This is a genomic window from Clavibacter sp. CT19, from assembly GCF_027858075.1.
In the GTDB taxonomy this organism is placed as follows: domain Bacteria; phylum Actinomycetota; class Actinomycetes; order Actinomycetales; family Microbacteriaceae; genus Clavibacter; species Clavibacter tessellarius_A.
Genome location: NZ_JAQHYR010000004.1, coordinates 195,958 through 214,651, shown reverse-complemented (window position 1 = coordinate 214,651; position 18,694 = coordinate 195,958). Strand labels below are relative to the sequence as shown.

The window sequence follows — 18,694 nt, the reverse complement described above, 5'->3', positions numbered from 1 at the left end:
TGCACGACGACGGCCCGGCACCCCTCGCGGGTGCCGGGCCGTCGTGGTCGGCGCGGGGAGGTCAGGCCGCCCAGCGGGCGCGGTCGTACTGCTTGGGCCAGTAGTCGATCTCGACGCCGAGCTCGTGCGCGGCGCGGAGCGCGAAGTGCGGGTCGCGCAGCATCTCGCGGCCGAGCATCACGGCGTCCGCGCGGCCCTCGGCGACGACCGCCTCGGCCTGCGCGGGCTCCGTGATGAGGCCCACGGCGTTGAGGGCGACCTTCGCGTGCTCCTTCACGTACTCGGCGAAGGGCACCTGGTAGCCGGGGGCGACGGGGATGGTGACGCCCGTGGTGTTGCCGCCCGTGGAGATGTCGAAGAAGTCCGCTCCGTGCTCGGCCGCCCAGCCGGCGACGGTCGCGGTCTGCGCCTCGTCCCAGCCGGCGTCGCCCGCCCAGTCGGTGGCGGAGAAGCGCACCAGCAGCGGCGCGTCGGGGACCTCGGCGCGCACGGCGTCGATCACCTGGAGCAGCAGGCGCGCCCGGTTCTCGAGGCTGCCGCCGAACTCGTCCTCGCGGTGGTTGCTGAGCGGCGAGAGGAACTGGTGCAGGAGGTACCCGTGCGCCGCGTGGAGCTCGAGCACGTCGAAGCCGGCGTCCACGGAGCGGCGCGCGGCCGCGGCGAAGTCGTCGACGACCTTCCGGATCCCCGCGGCGTCGAGCGCGACGGGCGTGCCGTAGCCGGGGAACGGCTCGGCCGACGGGGCGACCGTCTCCCAGCCGCCCTCCTCGGCGGGCATCGTGCCGCGGCCCGAGAACGAGTACGTGGATGCCTTGCGGCCGGCGTGCGCGAGCTGGATCGCGGCGACGGCGCCCATCCCGTGGATGAAGTCGACGATTGGCCTCCACGCGTCGCGCTGCGTGTCGTCCCAGATGCCGGTGTCCTCGGGCGTGATGCGCGCCTCGGGGCTGACGCCCGTCGCCTCCGCCATCACGAGGCCGGCGCCGCCCCGGGCGAACGAGCCGAGGTGCGCGAGGTGCCACGCGCCCGGGACGCCGTCGCGCGCGTCGATGCTGTACTGGCACATGGGCGCGACCCAGATGCGGTTGCGGGCGGTGACGCCGCGGACGGTGATCGGCTCGAAGAGCGGGGACGTGGTCATGGGGATCCTTCCAGGCGGGCGGCGGCGCGGATCCGGGTGGGAGGCGCGGCGCGCGGGGACGGGCGGAGGGCGACGGCGGCCTCATGGACCCAAGGCCCGGCGCGGTCGTCGCATTCCCTCCCGCCTATCGTGAGGGGATGAGCGACGCGCGCGACGACCAGGTGCCCGAGGGCTGGATCCGGCAGGACGAGGAGCGCACCCGGCGGGAGATCCGCCTCCCGCGGGACGACGACGACAAGTACACGCGCGGCGTCCTGGGCGTGCGCACGGGGTCCGACCGCTACCCGGGCGCCGCGGTCCTCGGCGTGGAGGCCGCCGCGCGCACGGGCGTCGGCATGATCCGGTACCTCGGCCCCGCGGGCGCCTCCGCCTCGGTCCTCGCGCGACGCCCCGAGGTCGTCACGGCCGACGGCCGCGTGCAGGCGTGGCTGGTGGGATCCGGCATGGACGCCGCCCATCGGGACGACGAGACGACCGCGGCGCTCGCAGCGGCGCTCGCGCAGGGCCTGCCGGCGCTCGTCGACGCGGGCGCGCTCGACCTCGTGGACCGCGCGACCGGTCCGGTCGTCGTGACCCCGCACTTCCGCGAGCTGTCGCGGCTGCTGGCGGGGGCGGGCATCCGCGCGTCGGCCGAGGACATCGCCGCGGACGCGCCCGCGTGGGCCGAGCGCGCGGCGCGCGAGCTCGGGGTGTGCGTGCTGCTGAAGGGCGCGACCACGCTCGTCGTCGGCGGGGCGGCGCGCATCGCCGTGCGCGCGGGCACGCCGTGGCTCGCGACGGCGGGGTCCGGCGACGTGCTGGGCGGCGTGCTCGGGGCCCTGCTGGCCGGGGCGTCGACGCGCGTGGCGGACGCCGCCGATCCGCTCGCCGAGCTCGCCGCGGTGGCCGCCGCCGCCGCGTGGCTGCACGGCCGGGCGGGGGAGCGCGCGTCCGGTGGCGGACCGATCACGGCCCTCGACGTCGCCGAGGCGATGCCGAGGGCCGTGCGGGACCTGGTGGCGGGATCCGCCTCCGACTAGGCCTTCGGCGCGACGTCGAGCGAGAACTCGACGGACCCGTGGTCCTCGACCGTGACGAAGCCGAGGCTCGGCGCCTGGACGCCGAAGTCCTGGAACGTGATGGGGATGGAGCCCGTGATCTGGCCGGACCCCTCGGTGAAGGCGGCCTGCATCTTCGCGGTGACGGGCTTGGTGACACCGTGCAGCGTCAGGTCGCCGGTCACGTCGTACGTGGCGGGGACGCCCGCCTCGACGCCGTCGGTCGTGATCGGCTGCGTGAGCGTGAAGGTGGCCGTCGGGAACTCCGACGTCTTCATCGCCTCGCCCTGGAAGTACGCATCGCGCGGCGCCGCGTCCGTCGCCATGGTCGTCACGTCCACCTGGATGGTGCCGGCGGTGACCTGCTGCCCGGTCACCGTGATGTCGCCCGTGACGCCCTTCGTGCGGCCGTTCACGGTGACGGGCGTGCCGTTCAGGACCTCGTTCACCCGGTAGCCGGCGTAGGAGTCGCCGCCCACGGACCAGTCGCCGGACAGGTTCGTGAGCGCCTGGCCGGATGCCGCGTTGGCGGAGAGCGACGGCGGCGCGTCGGGCGTGCCGGCGAGCTGCGCGTAGAGGGGGCCGCCGAACGCCGCGAACGCGCCGACGACGACGATCGCGCCGCCCGCCACCCCGATGATGATCTTCGTCTTCTTCTCCATGGCGTGCTCCTCCTGGTGCGATGCGGGCGGCCGCACGGGATCGCCCGGTATGTGAACTCTCAAGTACTCGACGAGTGTCGCGGCAGGCGCGGACGCGCGTCGGCGACCGTCCACAGGAGCCGCGCGCTCGGTAGCCTGGGCGCACAGCCGGCCGCCGGCCGGGCGCCCGCCCGGAGCACCGCCGCCCGTCGATCCCCGGGGGTCCCCATGCTCGTCGCCTTCTCCGTCGCTCCCAGCGGGGGCGACGCGCCCGACGCGTCCGTCCACGACGCCGTGGCCGCCGCCGTCGAGGTGATCCGCGCCTCCGGGCTGCCGAACCGCACCGACTCGATGTTCACCACGATCGAGGGCGAGTGGGACGAGTGCTTCGACGTCGTCAGGCGAGCCACCGAGGCCGTCGCGCCCTTCGGGACGCGCGTCTCGCTCGTGCTCAAGGCGGACATCCGGCCCGGCTACGCGGGCGAGCTGACGGGCAAGCTGGAGCGGCTCGAGTCCGCGCTCGAGGCCCGCGGCACCGGGGCCTGACGCGCCGGGCGGTCGCCTCCGTCGTCGGAGCCGCCGTTAGGCTCGTCGGGTGAATCCCCCCACCTCCGGGCGGGCGACGCTGTCGCCGGCCCGCGTCCGCATCGCCCTGCTCGCCCTCGCGATGGGCGGGTTCGCCATCGGGACCACCGAGTTCGTCGCGATGGGGCTGCTGCCGCAGCTCGCCGCCGACCTGCTGCCGGAGGTGGCCGCGCGCTCCACGGAGGCCGCGAACGCGCAGGCCGGCACGCTCATCAGCGCCTACGCCCTCGGGGTGGTCGTGGGAGCGCCGACCATCGCCGCCGCGTCGGCCCGTGCGCCGCGGCGGAAGCTCCTCCTCTGGCTGCTGCTCGCGTTCACGCTGGGTACGGTCCTCAGCGCGATCCTGCCGAGCTTCGGCCTCGTGGTCCTCGCCCGCTTCATCGCGGGCCTGCCGCACGGCGCGTACTTCGGCATCGCGTCGCTCGTGGCCGCGCAGCTGATGGGGGAGGGCAAGCGGGCCCGCGGCGTCGCGTTCGTCCTGGCCGGGCTCACCATCGCGAACGTCATCGGGGTGCCCATCGTCACCTGGATCGGGCAGAACGCCACGTGGCGCATCGCGTACCTCGTGGTCGCCGCGATCTTCGCCGCCACCTTCCTCGCCGTCTTCCTCGCCGTGCCCGCGCAGGACGGCAACCCGGATGCCACGCTCCGCCGGGAGCTGCGCGCCTTCACCCGCATGCAGGTGTGGCTCGCGCTCCTCATCGGCGCCATCGGCTTCGGCGGGTTCTTCGCCGTCTACACCTTCGTGTCGCCCATGGTCACCGAGGTGACCGGCCTGCCGGAGTGGTCGGTGCCGCTCGCGCTGGTGGTGGTGGGGCTCGGCATGACGACGGGCAACCTCGTCGGCGGCTGGTGGGCGGATCGCGACGTCCGGGCGTCGCTGCTGTCGCTGTTCGGCCTGCTGATCGCCTCGCTCGTGGGGCTGGTGCTCACCGCCTCGAACCCGGTCGGGCTCTTCGCGTTCCTGTTCCTCATCGGCGGGTCGGCCGCGGCGCTGTCGCCCGGGATCCAGATCCGGCTGATGGACGTGGCGCACGACTCGCAGTCCATCGCCGCGGCGCTGAACCACTCCGCGCTCAACACGGGGAACGCCGTCGGCGCGGCGCTCGGCGGCGTGACGGTGGGGGCCGGCCTCGGCTACACCTCGCCGGCGCTGGTGGGCGTCGGGCTGAGCGTCGCGGGCCTCGGCATCGCGCTGGCGAGCTTCGGGCTCGACCGCCGGCGTCGCGGGGCGCGCGGGCCGGTCGACGGGTCGCGTCCCTCGACCCAGCCCATCGGCATCGGGGGCTGACCGCGCCTCCGGGGCCCGGCGCCCGGGCTACTCGCCCTGGAGCAGGATGCCGTCCTGGATGGCGCGCTTCCGCAGGGCCACCTTCGTGCCCACGTCGAAGCCCGCGACGCGGTACTTCTCGCGGATCCGCTTGAGGTACGACTTCGCCGTCTCCTCGGAGATGCCCAGGCTGTAGGCCACCGACTTGACCGGCTCGCCGCCGCCGTAGAGGGCCATGACCCGGCGCTCCTGCGCGCTGAGCTTGGGCACGCCGCCCACGTCGGTGCTGTTGATCGCGAGGTCGAGCTCGCTCGAGATGTAGGACTGCCCGTCGGCCGCGAGGCGGATGGCGTCGACGATCATGCTCGCGTCCTCGCTCTTCACGAGGTAGCCGAGCGCACCCGACGCGAGCGCCTCGCGCACCACGTTGGGCTCCGAGTACGTGCTCATGAGCACGGTGGGCACGCCCGTGGTCTTCAGCATCGAGAGCTTGAGCGAGATGGGCAGGTTGTCCTTGAGGTCGAGGTCGAGGAGGACCACGTCGACGGGGAAGCGCGGGTGGGTGAGCAGCTCCGGCCAGGTGGACACGGCGGCGACCATCTCGATGTCGGAGGCGGCGTTGCGGATCCACTCGGTCAGCGCCCCGAGCAGCATCTTGTGGTCGTCCACGATGGCGAGGGTGATCGGTCGGTTCTCAGCTGGCACGTGCTCTCCGGTCCTTGTGCGGGGCCCTCACCGGTCGGCGGGGTCGTCCACGACGCAGTCGATCGTGATGAGGAGGCTCGCACCGCGGGTGGTGTCCGTGTGCGCGCCGACCTTGTCGATAGCATCCCACGTCGAGGGATCGAGTCGGGTCCGGGGGAGACCCGTGGTCGTGATGGCGATCGGCACGATCGCGCGGCGCAGCGGCACCGGCTGCTCGCCCGCTGGCCGACCGCGCAGGGGCCCGAGCGCGAGCTGCACCGAGACGCCGGGCACGCCGTTGCGCCGCTCCGTCGAGGTGAGCAGGAGCCACACGGCGGAGAGGAGGCCGTCGCGCTGGCGGCGGTCGAGGAGGCCCGCGAGCGCGTTCGGGTCGCTGAGGGTCACGTCCGGTCCGAGGAACTCCGACTCCGTGATCGCGTGGTGCAGCCACGTCTCGCGGCGCCCCTCGATGAGGTGCAGGCGCAGCTCGGTGGCGAGCGAGGCGGCGGTCGACGCGGCCAGCGGCGACAGGGGCAGCGGCTCGTCGCCCGTCGCCACGCCCTCGAGCAGCTGCTCGGCGGCGAGGTCCAGTCGCGCGAGCTCCTCGGACGCGAGCATGCCCACCGCGTAGCGCGGCGCGGAGACGGTGCTCTGCACGAGCACGCGGTCGAGCTCCATCTCCACGACGCGACGGAAGCCGCGGACGACGGCGACGCCGAACGCGGCGGGGACCACGGCCCGGGCGATGGCCGAGATCTCGGGCGCGAGATCACCGGGCCGCACGGGATCCGACACCAGGAAGACGAGGAGGAGCACGGCACCGAGGGCCGCGTCGACCACGAGGACCTCCCGGGCCGGGCGGTAGGTCACGGTCGTGAGCAGGGCCGCGCCGGCCGCGACGCCCGCGGTGGCGTGCTGCATCACGTCGCCCAGGGGCCACACGGCCACCAGGTCGAGGGCGACGACGATGCCGAGCCCGGCGACGAAGACGGCCATGAGCGGGCCGGGCATCCTGTCGCGGAGCGCCCGCACGGCGACGACGGACGCGACGAGGAGCGCGACCAGGAGGATCCAGGCCGTCGCGGCGAGGCCCGGCGCCGGGAGCGTGCGGTACTCGAGCGCGAACCGCACGAGCCCGTAGCCCAGCGCGATGGCGCACACGACCGCGGACCCCGCTCCCAGGTAGCCGAGGCCGATGGACGTGGGCTGCGCCGGCGTCCCCTCCGGCAGCCGGATGCGGCGGCTGGTGCGGGCCGGCGCGGACCGGTCGGTGCGGCTCACCTGGGCACCTCCAGCACGACGGTCGTGCCGGATCCGGGCGACGAGAACAGCCGCGCGTTCCCGCCGACGTCCTTGAGCCGCGCGACGACGGACTCCTTGAAGCCGAGCTTCGCCGGATCCACGTGCGAGAGGTCGAAGCCCACGCCCGCGTCGGTGACCATGGCCCGCACGGTCGTGTCGTCGTCGGTGATGGTCACGTGCGCCTCGGTGACGCCCGCGTGCCGGCGGACGTTCTCCAGGCACTCGGCGAGGGAGAGCAGGAAGGCGTCGAGGATGTCGCTCGGCAGCAGCACCTGGCCGGTCCCGTGCCAGCTGACCTCGAGGCCCATCCGGCCGAACCGCTGCTTGACCGACTCGAGCGTGTTCCCGAGCACCGACTGCTCCACGGGCTCCAGCGTGTAGCCGCCGGAGGCCTGCGGCGTCGGATTGGCGCCCAGCCGGAGCTGCCGGAGGAGCCGCGCGTCGTCCGCCGCCTGCTGGCGCATGGCCTGCGGGGTGACGCCGACGCCCGAGTGGGCGAGGAGCGTGAGGGTCGCGAGCACGGTGTCGTGCAGCAGGCGCGCGCCCTGGCGGCGCTGGGCCTCGAGCTCGCTGGCCAACCGCTCGGCCCGGTGGGCGCGGCCGACGTCGGTGATGCGCCGGCCGACCCGACGGATCGCCACGCTGAGCCAGTAGCCGAGGATCGCGACGAGCAGCCAGCCGAACACGTGCACGAGGACGACGTACGGGAACGCCGGGGTGCCCCAGGACGAGCCGACGGCCGCGGTGCTGGTGAGGGCGAACGCGGCCACGACGATGCGGAGCCGCCCGCGCTTCATGGTCTCGAGGAGGGCGAGGGAGCCGACAGAACCGGCGGAGACGTGGGTGAGCGCGGTGAGCGACGAGGCGCTCCGTCCGCCGAGCTGCGCGACGACCATCGCGGCGATGCCCGCGACCACGACCGCCACCATCCACCGGCGGCCCGCGTCGACGCCGAGGCGCCACTGCGCGAGGGCGAGGACGGCCAGGAGGGCGAGGCTCGCGGCCTCGACGGGCAGCGACAGCTCGCCCGGCAGCAGGATGCAGGCGGCGGCGACGGCCGTGAAGCACAGGCCGTAGACGCGCGCCGTCCTCTGCAGCAGGCGCTCGCGCTCGCGCTTCATGCGATCCATCGGGTCCCCGCTCGGAGTGCGACGCCGCCGGAGGCGCGCGCTGGGTGTGCCTCGATCCTAGGCGCGTGCACGAAGCACTTGTCACGTCCGGGTCTCGCGCGCGCTGATCATCCACATGCCCTACCCTCGGTGGCCCGCCGGCCTCGGGCGACCACGCGGATCCGGCTACTCCGGGGAGATCCAGCCGTGGCGGATGGCGTGACGGCGCAGCAGCACCTTGGTGCCGAGGTCGGTGCCCGCGTGCAGGTACTTCCGGCGGCCGCGCTTGATGTACGACTTGACGGTCTCCTCGGTCGTGCTCATCGCCTCCGCGACGTCGCGGATCGAGCGCCCGCCCGCGTAGAGCACGAGCGCGCGCTGCTCCTGCTGGCCGAGGCGCGGGTCCTCCGCGGCGTGGAAGTCCTGCATCGCGCGCTGCACGAGCGTGGTCTGGCGCGGCGTGCCGTCTGCGGCCGCGTGGATGGTCGCGATCAGCTCCTCCGACGACTCGGCCTTGGGCACGACGGCTGCGGCGCCCGCCCGCATGGCCCCGTGGATGGTCGACGCGTCGGCATGCGTGCTGAGCAGCACGGAGCTGAGGCCGGCGCCCGTGAGCGTGCGGATCTTCTGCGCCACCGGCACGTCGTCCCGGAGGGCGAGGTCGAGGACCACGACGTCGAAGGCGTCGGGGAAGCGCTCGTCGCGGATCAGCCCGCTCCAGGTGGGCGACGTCGCCACGACGTCGACCCCCGTGCGCGGCCGGGACAGGCGCGCGCTCAGCCCGTCGAGCAGCAGGACGTGGTCGTCCACGAGGGCCACGCGGACCCGGTGGCCCTGACCCGTCGCGTGCGGCGGCCGTCGGCTCATCGGTGCTCCCCTCGTGCGCCGGCGCCCGGAGGCGGCGGCGTGCTCCCAGGGGAAGCATAGGAACGCATGATGTCGCGCGGCGACGGCGCACGCCGAACTCACCCCCGGACTGGGGCGCTGCTCCTAGGCCTCCGTAGCCAGGAGCCGGGCGAGCTCTCGGCCCACGGCCTCACCCTCGATGAGGAAGCCGTCGTGCCCGTAGTCGGAGGAGATCACCACCACCTCGCCGCCGTCGATCGAGCCCGGGACGTGTCGGGCGATGAGCCGCTGGTCGTCCACGGGGAAGAGCCGGTCGCTGTCGATCCCGAGCACGAGCGTGGCGGCGCGGACCCGGGCGAGCGCGGCAGGGATGCCGTCTCGTCCCCGGCCGACGTCGTGCGAGCTCATGGCGTCGATGAGGCGGATGTAGCTCGTCGCGTCGAAGCGTCGCGTGAACTTGTTGCCGTGGAAGTCGAGGTACGACTCGACCGCGTACCGTCCGGCATCGCCCAGGGGGCTGATGCCGCTCTGCCACGACCGCGCGAAGCGCTGGTTGAGCTCGTCGGGGCTCCGGTAGTTGAGGAGCGCCATGCGGCGGGCGAGGGCGAGTCCGCGGTGTGGCCCGTCGCCGTCGGCCGCGTCGAAGTAGTCGCCGTCCCGGTAGGCGGGATCCATCCGGATCGCCTCGGCTTGGACGGAGTTGAGCGCGATCTGGTCGGCGCTCGCGAGGGCCGGGGCCGCGAGCACCGCGAGCCGCCGCATCCGGTCGGGGTGGCCGACCCCCCACTCGAGCGCCTGCATGCCGCCCATGGACCCGCCGACGACCGCCGCCCACACGTCGATCCCGAGCGCGTCCGCCAACGCCGCCTGCACGGCGACCTGGTCGCGGATGGTGATGAAGGGGAACCGGTCGCCCCACTCCGCGCCGTCGGGCGCGAGCGAGGCCGGACCCGTCGTGCCCTGGCAGCCCCCGAGCATGTTGGGGGCGACGACGAACCAGCGGTCGGTGTCGATCGCGAGCCCGGGCCCGACGATGCCGGACCACCACCCGCCGGTCGGCTGCCCGGGGCCGGCGGGACCGCGCAGGTGGCTGTCCCCCGTGAGCGCGTGGAGGACGAGGACGGCGTTCCGCCCGTCCGCGTCCCGCTCGCCGAAGGTCTCGTACGCGACGCGGACGGAGGGCACCCGCCCGCCCACCTCGAGCTCCACGTCGCCGATCGACGCGAAGAGCCGGTCGGCGACGGGGTCGCCCTCGCGCCACGCCCCGGATGCGGGCGGCCGGCCGATCAGGGAGCGGATCTGCGCGTCCGTCACCAGGCTCGACGGGACGGTGTCCTCGGGTGTCTGCCAGTCCATCCCGACCAGTGAAGCACCGCGGGCGACGCGCGCGCGGAGTGTTACGCCCCGTGCGCCGCGGCGTCCGCGGACGCCGCTCCGATCGCGGCCTCCTTGACGGCCCGCGCCGCCCGCAGGCCGCTCCCGAGGTCGTCGAGGATGTCGTCGATGCTCTCGAGCCCGACGGACAGCCGCACCAGCCCCGGGGTGACGCCGGCGGTGAGCTGCTGCTCGGGCGTCAGCTGGGCGTGCGTGGTCGACGCGGGGTGGATCACGAGGCTCCGCACGTCGCCGATGTTCGCCAGGTGGCTGAACAGCTGAAGCGAGTCCACGAGCGCACGCCCGGCGTCCACGCCGCCCTTGAGCTCGAACGAGAGCACGGCGCCGACGCCGCGCGGGGCGTAGCGGTCGGCCGCCGCCCGCCACGGGCTCGACGGCAGGCCGGCGTAGTACACCGCCGCGACGTCCTCGTGCGCCTCGAGCCACTCCGCGACGGCCTGGGCGTTCTGCACGTGCCGCTCGATCCGCAGGCTCAGGGTCTCGACGCCCTGGATGAGCTGCCAGGCGCTCGCCGGCGCGATCGAGGCGCCCAGGTCGCGGAGCAGCTGCACGCGCGCCTTGGTGACGTAGGCGATCCCGTCGCCCACGGCGTCCGCGTACGTGACGCCGTGGTAGGAGGCGTCGGGCGTCGTGAGCCCCGGGAAGCGCTCCGCGTGCTCGGACCACGGGAAGCGCCCGCCGTCCACGACGAGGCCGCCGATCACGGTGCCGTGGCCGCCGAGGAACTTGGTCGCCGAGTGCACCACGACGTCCGCGCCGTGCTCGAACGGGCGGATGAGGTAGGGCGTCGCGATCGTGTTGTCCACGATGAGCGGGACGCCGGCCTCGTGCGCCCGGTCGGCGACGCTCCGGATGTCGAGGATGTTGATGCGCGGGTTGCCGATGGTCTCCGCGAAGAAGAGCTTGGTGTTCGGCCGCACCGCGCGTGACCAAGCCTCGGGGTCGTCCTGGTCCTCGACGAACGTCGTCTCGATCCCGAGCTTCGCGAGCGTGTACTTGAAGAGGTTGTAGGTGCCGCCGTAGATGGAGGAGCTGGAGACGATGTGGTCGCCCGCCTCGGCGATGTTGAGCACCGCGAACGTCGACGCCGACTGCCCGGACGCCACCAGGAGCGCCGCCGTGCCGCCCTCGAGGGCGGCGACGCGCTCCTCGACCACGGCCTGCGTCGGGTTCATGATGCGCGTGTAGATGTTCCCGGGCTGCGCCAGCGCGAAGAGGTCCTGCGCGTGCTGCGCGTCGTCGAACACGTAGGACGTGGTCTGGTAGATCGGCGTGGCGCGTGCGTGCGTGACCGGATCCGGCGCCGCCCCCGCGTGGATCTGCTGCGTCTCGAAGCGCCAGCCGGCCGCTCGGTCCTCGTCGTGGTCGCTCATGTCGGGCCCGTCCTTCCCCTGTCGGTGCGCGCCGCGGTCGGGCGCACGCCGACACTAGGAAGGGCGTCGCGGCCGGGTCAACGCGAGGCGTCGCGGGGCGTAACCCTCCGGGTCCGCGCGTTCCCTACGCTGGGGTCATGTCCACAGCCAAGAGGGTCGTCGTCACGGGTGCGAGCTCGGGCATCGGCGCCGCCACCGTCCGCCTGTTCCGGAGCCGCGGATGGGACGTCGTCGGCGTCGCCCGCCGCGAGGACCGCCTGCGGGCGCTCGCCGAGGAGACCGGCGCCTCCTACGCGGTCGCCGACCTCACCGTGCAGGCCGACGTCGACTCCCTGCGCGACCACCTCCGCGAGACGGGGGACGTGCACGCGCTCGTCAACAACGCCGGGGGAGCGGTCGGCACCGACTCGGTCGAGGGCGGATCCGCCGCGGACTGGGCCTGGATGTACGAGATCAACGTGCTCGCCGTGCAGCGTGTGACGAGCGCGCTGCTGCCGCTGCTGCGCGCGGGCGTGCCGGCGGGCGGCAGCGCCGACGTGGTGACGGTCAGCTCGATCGCCGCGCACGTTCCCTACGAGGGCGGCGGCGGGTACAACGCCGCGAAGGCCGCGGTGCACGCGATGCTCGGCGTGCTGCGCCTGGAGCTCGCGGGCGAGCCGATCCGCGTGATCGAGATCGCGCCCGGCCAGGTGCGCACCGAGGAGTTCTCCCTCGTGCGCTTCGGCGGGGACCGGGCCCGGGCCGACGCCGTCTACGACGGCGTGCCCGGCCCGCTCACGGCGGAGGACGTGGCCGAGGCCATCGTCCACGCGGTGGAGCTGCCGCCGCACGTGAACGTCGACCTGCTCACCCTCAAGCCCGTCGCGCAGGCCGCCCCGCACAAGCTCGTGCGGAAGCCGCTGGCCGTGCGCGAGGAGCTGACCGACCGCCCCTGAACCGCAGCGCCGGTCCCGGGCCGCCTCGGCCCGTCCGGTCAGGCGGCGGGCTGCGTGGCGTCGGCGGCCGGCAGGTCCGGGAGGGGCCCCGTCAGGAACCCCTGCACGACGGGTCCGTGCAGGGCGACGACCATCTCGCGGGGCATGCTCGCGATGGGCTCGCTGCGCCAGATGTAGCGCGTGATGGCGATGCCGCCGAGCGCCGCGCCGACAAGGGAGTTGCGGATGTCCGCCTCCTCGGGGGGCGTGCCCTCGGGCAGCGCGTTGGTCCAGTGCTGCGGGGCGGCCTCGACGAAGCGGCGGTACGCGCCGCTGTCGTGGTCCGAGGTGACGGTGACCCAGCGCATGATCGTGGACCCCACCGGGTGCTCCCACGTGTGCAGAGCCGCGTCGACGAGGGCGGCGCCGCGCTCCTCGACGGGCAGCTCGCGGAGGCGGAGGTACGGGGCGACCAGGTCGTCCGAGGGGCGCAGCGCCTCCTCGAGGAGCGCCTCCAGCGAGCCGAAGTAGTAGCGGACGAGGCTGGGGTCGACGCCGGCCGTGGCGGCGATGCGGCGGGCGCTGACGCGGTCGGCGCCCGACTCGATGAACAGCATGCGGGCCGCGTCGATGATGCTGGCGCGCGCGTCGCCGGAGGTGCGCGGCCCCCGGCGCCTCGGGGTGGCGGCGTCGTCGGCGCGGTCGCGGGCATCGAGCTCGTTCGCCAGGACGGCCATGGGGCGTGCGTCTCGTGTCATGGTCCATCAACGTAGTGCGGGGCCGCTGGCCGGATGCCCCGCATGAGGGAATTGTGAACAACCCGTCGGGCGACCTGTAGTTTCGTCGAGGCGTCCTCGTGCCGCCTCCCCCTCCCTCCCGCTGAAGAAGGCGTCCGCGTGCCCCTGGTCCTCCCGCCCCTGTTCGAGATCGTCTCGCTGACGATCCTGGTCGTCGTCCTCGTCGCCGACCTGCTCATCGTGTACCGGCGCCCGCACGTGCCGTCCACGAAGGAGTCGGCCCTCTGGGTCGCGTTCTACGTGGGGCTCGCGCTCGTGTTCGCGGTCATCATGCTCGTCGTCGGCGGACCCGAGCACGCGGGCCAGTTCGTGGCGGGCTGGCTCACCGAGTACAGCCTCAGCATCGACAACCTCTTCGTCTTCGTCATCATCATGGGGCGGTTCAGCGTGCCCCGGAAGTACCAGCAGGAGGTGCTGATGGTGGGCATCATCATCGCGCTCGTGCTGCGCGGCGTCTTCATCCTGCTGGGCGCCGAGCTCATCGAGAGCTACAGCTGGATCTTCTACATCTTCGGCGCGTTCCTGCTCTACACGGCTGTGAAGCAGGCCGTCGGCGACGAGGACGAGGACAGCGAGGACTCGCTGTTCATCCGCTTCCTCCGCCGACGTCTGAAGATCGCGCCCGACTTCGACGGCTCCAAGGTGCGCACCGTCGTCGACGGCCGCAAGGTGCTCACGCCGATGGTGATCGTGTTCGTCTCGATCGGCACGACGGACCTGATCTTCGCGCTCGACTCGATCCCGGCCATCTTCGGCATCACGGAGTCGCCGTTCATCGTGTTCACCGCGAACATCTTCGCCCTCATGGGCCTCCGCCAGCTCTACTTCCTGCTCGGCGGGCTGCTCGACCGGCTCGTGTACCTCAAGTACGGGATCGCGTTCATCCTCTTCTTCATCGGCGTCAAGCTCGTGCTGCACGCGATGCACGAGAACACCCTGCCGTTCGTCAACGGCGGCCGGGGGATCGAGTGGGCGCCCGAGATCCCGACCGTGGTGAGCCTCGTGGTGATCCTCGCCTCCATGCTCGTCGCGACGGTCGCGAGCCTCATCAGGATGCGCGCCGACGGCACGCCCGTCACCGGCCCCGACGCCGGTGCCGCGCCGGTCGATCGCGCCGACGACGACCGGTCCGACCGGTGACCGACGCCCGCAGCATCGCGATCGGCGGCCGCAGGATCGACGTCTCCTGGGCCGCCCGCACCGACGTGGGCAGCGTCCGCGCCGTCAACGAGGACGGCCTGCTGGCGGATCCGCCGGTGTGGCTCGTGGCCGACGGCATGGGCGGCCACGCGTTCGGCGACCGGGCGAGCGCCACGCTCGTCGAGACCTTCGGCGGGCTGACGGGCGAGCAGCCCGTGACGCGCGACCTCATCGTGGAGGCCGTCGAGGCCTCCAACGAGGCGATCGGCGACCTCATCACGGGCGACGACCCGCCGGGCACGGTGGCGGGCACCACGCTCGCCGGCATCGCCCTCGTGCGCGCCGATGACGGCGAGCCCCTCTGGATGGTCTTCAACGTCGGCGACTCGCGCGTCTACGCGTGGACGGACGGGCGCCTGCAGCAGGTCACCGTCGACCACTCCGCCGTGCAGGAGCTCGTCGACCAGGGGCGCATGACGCGCGCGGAGGCCGAGCGCAGCCCGGTGCGGAACCTCATCACGCGGGCCGTGGGCTCGCACGACGAGGTCGCCGCGGACGAGTGGCTGCTGCCGGTCGCCGCGCACCAGGTCTTCCTCATCTGCTCGGACGGGCTCACCAAGGAGCTCGACGACGACGCCATCGACGCGGTCCTGCGCCTCGCGCACGAGGACGGCGGCGGCGTGGACCGCGCCGCCGATGCGCTGGTGGCGCAGGCCCTGGCGTCCGGGGGCCGGGACAACGTCACGGTCGTCGTGATCGAGGCGGCGTCCGACGAGCAGCCGGAGGCCGACGCGTCCGCGGGCGCGCCCCGCACCTGAGGAATAGCCGCGGGCACCCGGCGTTAGACTCCCATGATGCGCGAGGGCACCCTCGCGCCCCTGCCATGAGGAGAGCCGCGTGCGGACTGCGAAGACCCTGGCCGAGAAGGTGTGGGCCGACCACCTGGTCGCCGCGGGGGAGGACGGCACCCCCGACCTCCTCTACATCGACCTCCATCTCGTGCACGAGGTCACCAGCGCCCAGGCCTTCGACGGCCTCCGCCTCGCCGGCCGCCCCGTGCGCCGCCCGGACCTCACCATCGCCACCGAGGACCACAACACGCCGACGGTCGGCATCGACCGGCCCATCGCCGACCTCACGAGCCGCACGCAGATCCACGCCCTCCGCGCCAACGCCGAGGAGTTCGGGATCCGCCTGCACTCCCTCGGCGACATCGAGCAGGGCATCGTCCACGTGGTCGGCCCGCAGCTGGGCCTGACGATGCCCGGCATCACGGTCGTCTGCGGCGACTCGCACACGTCCACCCACGGCGCGTTCGGCGCCATGGCCTTCGGCATCGGCACGAGCGAGGTCGAGCACGTCCTGGCGACGCAGACGCTGCCGCTCCAGCCGTTCAAGACCATGGCGGTCACCGTGGAGGGCACCCTGCGCCCGGGTGTCACGGCCAAGGACATCATCCTCGCGGTCATCGCGCGGATCGGCACGGGCGGGGGCCAGGGCCACGTGCTCGAGTACCGCGGCAGCGCCATCCGCTCGCTCTCCATGGAGGGCCGCATGACGATCTGCAACATGTCGATCGAGGCCGGCGCGCGCGCGGGCATGATCGCTCCCGACCAGACCACGTACGACTACCTCCGCGGTCGGCCGCACGCCCCGACGGGCGCCGACTGGGACGAGGCCGTCGCCTACTGGGAGACGCTCGCCACCGACGACGACGCGGTGTTCGACGCCGAGGTCCACCTCGACGCCGACGCGCTCGAGCCCTTCGTGACGTGGGGCACGAACCCCGGCCAGGGCGTCTCGCTGAGCGAGCCCGTGCCGGATCCCGCCGCCGTCGCCGACCCGAACGAGCGCGCCGCCGCCGAGCGCGCCCTCGCCTACATGGACCTCGCCCCCGGCACGCCCATGAAGGACATCCGGGTCGACACCGTGTTCATCGGCTCCTGCACCAACAGCCGGGTGGAGGACCTGCGCGCCGCCGCCGAGATCGTGCGCGGCCGCACCAAGGCCGAGGGCGTCCGCGTGATGGTCGTCCCCGGCAGCGCGCGCGTCCGGCTCGAGGCCGAGGCCGAGGGCATCGACGAGGTCTTCATCGACTTCGGTGCCGAGTGGCGCTTCGCGGGCTGCTCGATGTGCCTCGGCATGAACCCGGACCAGCTCGCGCCGGGGGAGCGCTGCGCCTCCACCAGCAACCGCAACTTCGAGGGCCGCCAGGGCAAGGGCGGTCGCACGCACCTCGTGTCGCCGCTCGTGGCCGCGGCCACCGCCATCCGCGGCACGCTGTCGAGCCCGTGGGACCTGCAGGAGGACGGCGTCGTCGACGCGTCCACGGTGCGCATGGCCGCCGCCGTCGGACAGGGGGCCTGAGCCGTGGAGCCCATCACCCGCGTCACCGGCACCGCCGTCCCGCTCAGGCAGTCCAACGTCGACACCGACCAGATCGTCCCGTCCCAGTTCCTCAAGCGGGTCACCAAGACCGGGTTCGAGGACGCGCTGTTCTTCCAGTGGCGCAAGGACCCCGGCTTCTTCATCAACCAGCCGGTCTACGAGGGCGCCACCGTCCTCGTCGCCGGTCCGGACTTCGGCACGGGCTCGTCCCGCGAGCACGCCGTGTGGGCGCTGCGCGACTACGGCTTCCGCGCCGTGCTCAGCCCGAGGTTCGGCGACATCTTCCGGGGCAACTCCGGGAAGCAGGGCCTCCTCACGGGCATCGTGAGCGAGGACGACGTCGAGAGGCTGTGGACCGCGATGGACGCGGAGCCCGGGCTCGACCTCACCGTCGATCTCATCGAGCGGGTCGCCACGGCACCCGGCCTGACGGTCCCCTTCGAGATCGACGAATACACTCGGTGGCGGCTCCTCGAGGGGCTCGACGACATCGCCCTCACCCTCCGGGATGAGGACGCCATCACCACCTTCGAACACGAACGGGCCGCATGGCGCCCGCGCACCTTGCCGGCCCGGCCGGCAGCTCTGGAGAACTGAATGAACTCACTAGTCAGCGACGCCAAGAAGGCGGGGGAGCGGGTGGGCCTCCTGTCCGACTCCATCGTCATCAACGGCGGGATCCCGCTGCGTGGCCGCATCGAGGTCCGCGGGGCGAAGAACCTGGCCACCAAGGCCATGGTCGCCTCCCTCCTCGGCGAGAGCCCCAGCCTGCTGCGCTCGGTTCCCGACATCAGCGACGTCCGCGTCGTCTCCGGGCTCCTCGAGGTGCACGGCGTGACGCTCCGCAAGGGCGAGCAGGAGGGCGACCTCATCCTCGACCCGAAGGACGTCGAGAGCGCCCACATGGCGGACATCGACGCGCACGCCGGCAGCTCGCGGATCCCGATCCTCTTCTGCGGCCCGCTGCTGCACCGCCTCGGCGAGGCGTTCATCCCCGACCTCGGCGGCTGCCGCATCGGCGACCGCCCCATCGACTTCCACCTGGACGCGCTGCGCGCGTTCGGCGCCGTCGTCGAGAAGCTCCCGAGCGGCATCCGCCTCACGGCGCCGGACGGGCTGAAGGGCGCGAACGTCGAGCTGCCCTACCCGAGCGTGGGCGCGACCGAGCAGGTGCTCCTCACGGGCGTCCGCGCGAAGGGCGTCACGGAGCTGAAGAACGCGGCCATCGAGCCGGAGATCATGGACCTCATCGCGATCCTGCAGAAGATGGGCGCGATCATCTCCGTGGAGCCGAACCGCGTGATCCTCATCGAGGGCGTCGACCGCCTCGAGGGCTACACGCACCGCGCGCTCTTCGACCGCAACGAGGCCGCGAGCTGGGCCTCCGCCGCGCTCGCGACCGGCGGCGACATCTTCGTCGGCGGTGTCCGCCAGGCCGAGATGATGACGTTCCTCAACGTGTTCCGGAAGGTGGGCGGCGCGTTCGACATCGAGGAGGACGGCATCCGGTTCTACCACCCGGGCGGCGACCTCAAGCCCGTGGTCATCGAGACCGACGTGCACCCGGGCTTCATGACGGACTGGCAGCAGCCGCTCGTCGTGGCGCTCACGCAGGCGCCCGGCGTCTCGATCATCCACGAGACCGTGTACGAGAACCGCTTCGGCTTCACGGACGCGCTCAACGAGATGGGCGCGGACATCGTCGTCCACAAGGAGGGCCTCGAGGGCCACGAGCGCCGCGTGGCGCGGCGCGACTTCGAGCAGGCCGCGGTCATCACGGGGCCGACGCACCTGCACGGCGCGGACATCACCGTGCCGGACCTGCGCGGCGGCTTCAGCCACCTCATCGCCGCGCTGACGGCCGAGGGCCGGTCCACCGTCAGCAACGTGGGGATCATCTCCCGCGGCTACGAGGACTTCATCGGGAAGCTGCGCCAGCTCGGCGCGGACTTCTCCTACGAGGGCTAGCCTCGCCGGCGGCGCCCCGCGCCGCCCCGCCGGCCGGGCCCGTCCGCAGGGACGCGCCCGGCCATCCGCCGGGTGGACCGCACCCGGCGGGCGCCCGACGACGA

18 protein-coding genes are annotated in these 18,694 nt (G+C 73.3%); 9 read left to right on the top strand and 9 right to left on the bottom strand.

Translation table 11 applies throughout. The annotated features are described in order from the left end of the window. Nucleotides 1-61 precede the first annotated feature (61 nt). Nucleotides 62-1,141: an NADH:flavin oxidoreductase/NADH oxidase gene (locus PED38_RS06910; protein WP_270980489.1), complete on the bottom strand. Its 1,080-nt coding sequence runs from the start codon at nucleotides 1,139-1,141 to the stop codon at nucleotides 62-64. A gap of 137 nt (nucleotides 1,142-1,278) precedes the next feature. Between PED38_RS06910 and PED38_RS06905 the strand changes: the two genes are divergently transcribed. Next, on the top strand, nucleotides 1,279-2,160 hold the full coding sequence (locus PED38_RS06905) for an ADP-dependent NAD(P)H-hydrate dehydratase (protein ID WP_414146343.1): 882 nt from the start codon (nucleotides 1,279-1,281) through the stop codon (nucleotides 2,158-2,160). On the opposite strand, the gene PED38_RS06900 is transcribed toward PED38_RS06905, so the two are convergent. After that, nucleotides 2,157-2,840 carry a YceI family protein gene (locus PED38_RS06900; RefSeq protein ID WP_063070727.1) on the bottom strand — a complete coding sequence of 228 codons (684 nt, stop codon included), beginning with the start codon at nucleotides 2,838-2,840 and terminating at the stop codon, nucleotides 2,157-2,159. The genes PED38_RS06905 and PED38_RS06900 overlap by 4 nt on opposite strands. A 207-nt stretch (nucleotides 2,841-3,047) precedes the next feature. On the opposite strand from PED38_RS06900, the gene PED38_RS06895 reads away from it, so the two are divergent. Then, nucleotides 3,048-3,365: a thiamine-binding protein gene (locus tag PED38_RS06895; RefSeq protein WP_270980486.1), complete on the top strand. Its 318-nt coding sequence runs from the start codon at nucleotides 3,048-3,050 to the stop codon at nucleotides 3,363-3,365. Between the two features lie 49 nt (nucleotides 3,366-3,414). Next, on the top strand, nucleotides 3,415-4,695 hold the full coding sequence (locus PED38_RS06890) for an MFS transporter (protein ID WP_063070729.1): 1,281 nt from the start codon (nucleotides 3,415-3,417) through the stop codon (nucleotides 4,693-4,695). Between the two features lie 27 nt (nucleotides 4,696-4,722). On the opposite strand, the gene PED38_RS06885 is transcribed toward PED38_RS06890, so the two are convergent. The 6 genes from PED38_RS06885 to PED38_RS06860 all read right to left on the bottom strand — a co-directional run bounded on the left by PED38_RS06885 (nucleotide 4,723) and on the right by PED38_RS06860 (nucleotide 11,383). Then, nucleotides 4,723-5,379: a response regulator transcription factor gene (locus tag PED38_RS06885; RefSeq protein WP_081234834.1), complete on the bottom strand. Its 657-nt coding sequence runs from the start codon at nucleotides 5,377-5,379 to the stop codon at nucleotides 4,723-4,725. Nucleotides 5,380-5,406: 27 nt separating this feature from the next. Further along, on the bottom strand, nucleotides 5,407-6,639 hold the full coding sequence (locus PED38_RS06880) for a hypothetical protein (protein ID WP_063070730.1): 1,233 nt from the start codon (nucleotides 6,637-6,639) through the stop codon (nucleotides 5,407-5,409). Continuing rightward, entirely contained in the window at nucleotides 6,636-7,790 is a 1,155-nt protein-coding gene (locus tag PED38_RS06875) for a sensor histidine kinase (protein ID WP_270980484.1), read from the bottom strand. Before PED38_RS06875 ends, PED38_RS06880 begins: the two co-directional genes overlap by 4 nt. A gap of 165 nt (nucleotides 7,791-7,955) precedes the next feature. Beyond that, complete coding sequence (locus PED38_RS06870; RefSeq protein ID WP_063070732.1) at nucleotides 7,956-8,636, bottom strand: response regulator transcription factor; 681 nt, start codon at nucleotides 8,634-8,636, stop codon at nucleotides 7,956-7,958. A 123-nt stretch (nucleotides 8,637-8,759) separates the two neighbouring features. After that, on the bottom strand, nucleotides 8,760-9,971 hold the full coding sequence (metX, locus tag PED38_RS06865; protein WP_063070733.1) for a homoserine O-acetyltransferase MetX: 1,212 nt from the start codon (nucleotides 9,969-9,971) through the stop codon (nucleotides 8,760-8,762). A gap of 41 nt (nucleotides 9,972-10,012) precedes the next feature. Next, nucleotides 10,013-11,383 carry a bifunctional o-acetylhomoserine/o-acetylserine sulfhydrylase gene (locus PED38_RS06860; protein ID WP_270980481.1) on the bottom strand — a complete coding sequence of 457 codons (1,371 nt, stop codon included), beginning with the start codon at nucleotides 11,381-11,383 and terminating at the stop codon, nucleotides 10,013-10,015. A gap of 137 nt (nucleotides 11,384-11,520) precedes the next feature. Between PED38_RS06860 and PED38_RS06855 the strand changes: the two genes are divergently transcribed. Next, nucleotides 11,521-12,318 (top strand): SDR family NAD(P)-dependent oxidoreductase, encoded by a 798-nt coding sequence (locus tag PED38_RS06855; protein WP_063070735.1) that lies wholly within the window; start codon nucleotides 11,521-11,523, stop codon nucleotides 12,316-12,318. Between the two features lie 38 nt (nucleotides 12,319-12,356). On the opposite strand, the gene PED38_RS06850 is transcribed toward PED38_RS06855, so the two are convergent. Then, complete coding sequence (locus PED38_RS06850; protein ID WP_254654461.1) at nucleotides 12,357-13,055, bottom strand: TetR/AcrR family transcriptional regulator; 699 nt, start codon at nucleotides 13,053-13,055, stop codon at nucleotides 12,357-12,359. Nucleotides 13,056-13,193: 138 nt separating this feature from the next. On the opposite strand from PED38_RS06850, the gene PED38_RS06845 reads away from it, so the two are divergent. The 5 genes from PED38_RS06845 (at nucleotide 13,194) to murA (ending at nucleotide 18,590) form a co-directional block, all read left to right on the top strand. Further along, complete coding sequence (locus PED38_RS06845; RefSeq protein WP_081234836.1) at nucleotides 13,194-14,234, top strand: TerC family protein; 1,041 nt, start codon at nucleotides 13,194-13,196, stop codon at nucleotides 14,232-14,234. Beyond that, a complete protein-coding gene (locus PED38_RS06840) occupies nucleotides 14,231-15,052 on the top strand; it encodes a PP2C family protein-serine/threonine phosphatase (protein WP_063070737.1) in 822 nt (273 codons plus the stop codon). The genes PED38_RS06845 and PED38_RS06840 overlap by 4 nt, the downstream gene beginning before the upstream one ends. Nucleotides 15,053-15,131: 79 nt before the next feature. Continuing rightward, nucleotides 15,132-16,601 carry a 3-isopropylmalate dehydratase large subunit gene (gene leuC, locus PED38_RS06835; RefSeq protein WP_270980475.1) on the top strand — a complete coding sequence of 490 codons (1,470 nt, stop codon included), beginning with the start codon at nucleotides 15,132-15,134 and terminating at the stop codon, nucleotides 16,599-16,601. 3 nt (nucleotides 16,602-16,604) lie between these two features. Then, nucleotides 16,605-17,219, top strand: a complete 615-nt coding sequence (gene leuD / locus PED38_RS06830; protein ID WP_063070739.1) for a 3-isopropylmalate dehydratase small subunit — start codon at nucleotides 16,605-16,607, stop codon at nucleotides 17,217-17,219. Next, entirely contained in the window at nucleotides 17,220-18,590 is a 1,371-nt protein-coding gene (gene murA, locus PED38_RS06825; RefSeq protein WP_063070740.1) for a UDP-N-acetylglucosamine 1-carboxyvinyltransferase, read from the top strand. It abuts the gene before it with no gap. Nucleotides 18,591-18,694 lie beyond the last annotated feature (104 nt).

Excerpts from the sequence above, each read along its gene's own strand:
- PED38_RS06875 (WP_270980484.1), bottom strand. The coding sequence starts at position 7,790 with ATGGATCGCATGAAGCGCGAGCGCGAGCGCCTGCTGCAGAGGACGGCG.
- PED38_RS06910 (WP_270980489.1), bottom strand. The coding sequence starts at position 1,141 with ATGACCACGTCCCCGCTCTTCGAGCCGATCACCGTCCGCGGCGTCACC.
- PED38_RS06900 (WP_063070727.1), bottom strand. The coding sequence starts at position 2,840 with ATGGAGAAGAAGACGAAGATCATCATCGGGGTGGCGGGCGGCGCGATC.
- PED38_RS06850 (WP_254654461.1), bottom strand. The coding sequence starts at position 13,055 with ATGACACGAGACGCACGCCCCATGGCCGTCCTGGCGAACGAGCTCGAT.
- PED38_RS06860 (WP_270980481.1), bottom strand. The coding sequence starts at position 11,383 with ATGAGCGACCACGACGAGGACCGAGCGGCCGGCTGGCGCTTCGAGACG.
- PED38_RS06855 (WP_063070735.1), top strand. The coding sequence starts at position 11,521 with ATGTCCACAGCCAAGAGGGTCGTCGTCACGGGTGCGAGCTCGGGCATC.
- metX (WP_063070733.1), bottom strand. The coding sequence starts at position 9,971 with ATGGACTGGCAGACACCCGAGGACACCGTCCCGTCGAGCCTGGTGACG.
- PED38_RS06905 (WP_414146343.1), top strand. The coding sequence starts at position 1,279 with ATGAGCGACGCGCGCGACGACCAGGTGCCCGAGGGCTGGATCCGGCAG.
- murA (WP_063070740.1), top strand. The coding sequence starts at position 17,220 with ATGAACTCACTAGTCAGCGACGCCAAGAAGGCGGGGGAGCGGGTGGGC.
- PED38_RS06895 (WP_270980486.1), top strand. The coding sequence starts at position 3,048 with ATGCTCGTCGCCTTCTCCGTCGCTCCCAGCGGGGGCGACGCGCCCGAC.
- PED38_RS06870 (WP_063070732.1), bottom strand. The coding sequence starts at position 8,636 with ATGAGCCGACGGCCGCCGCACGCGACGGGTCAGGGCCACCGGGTCCGC.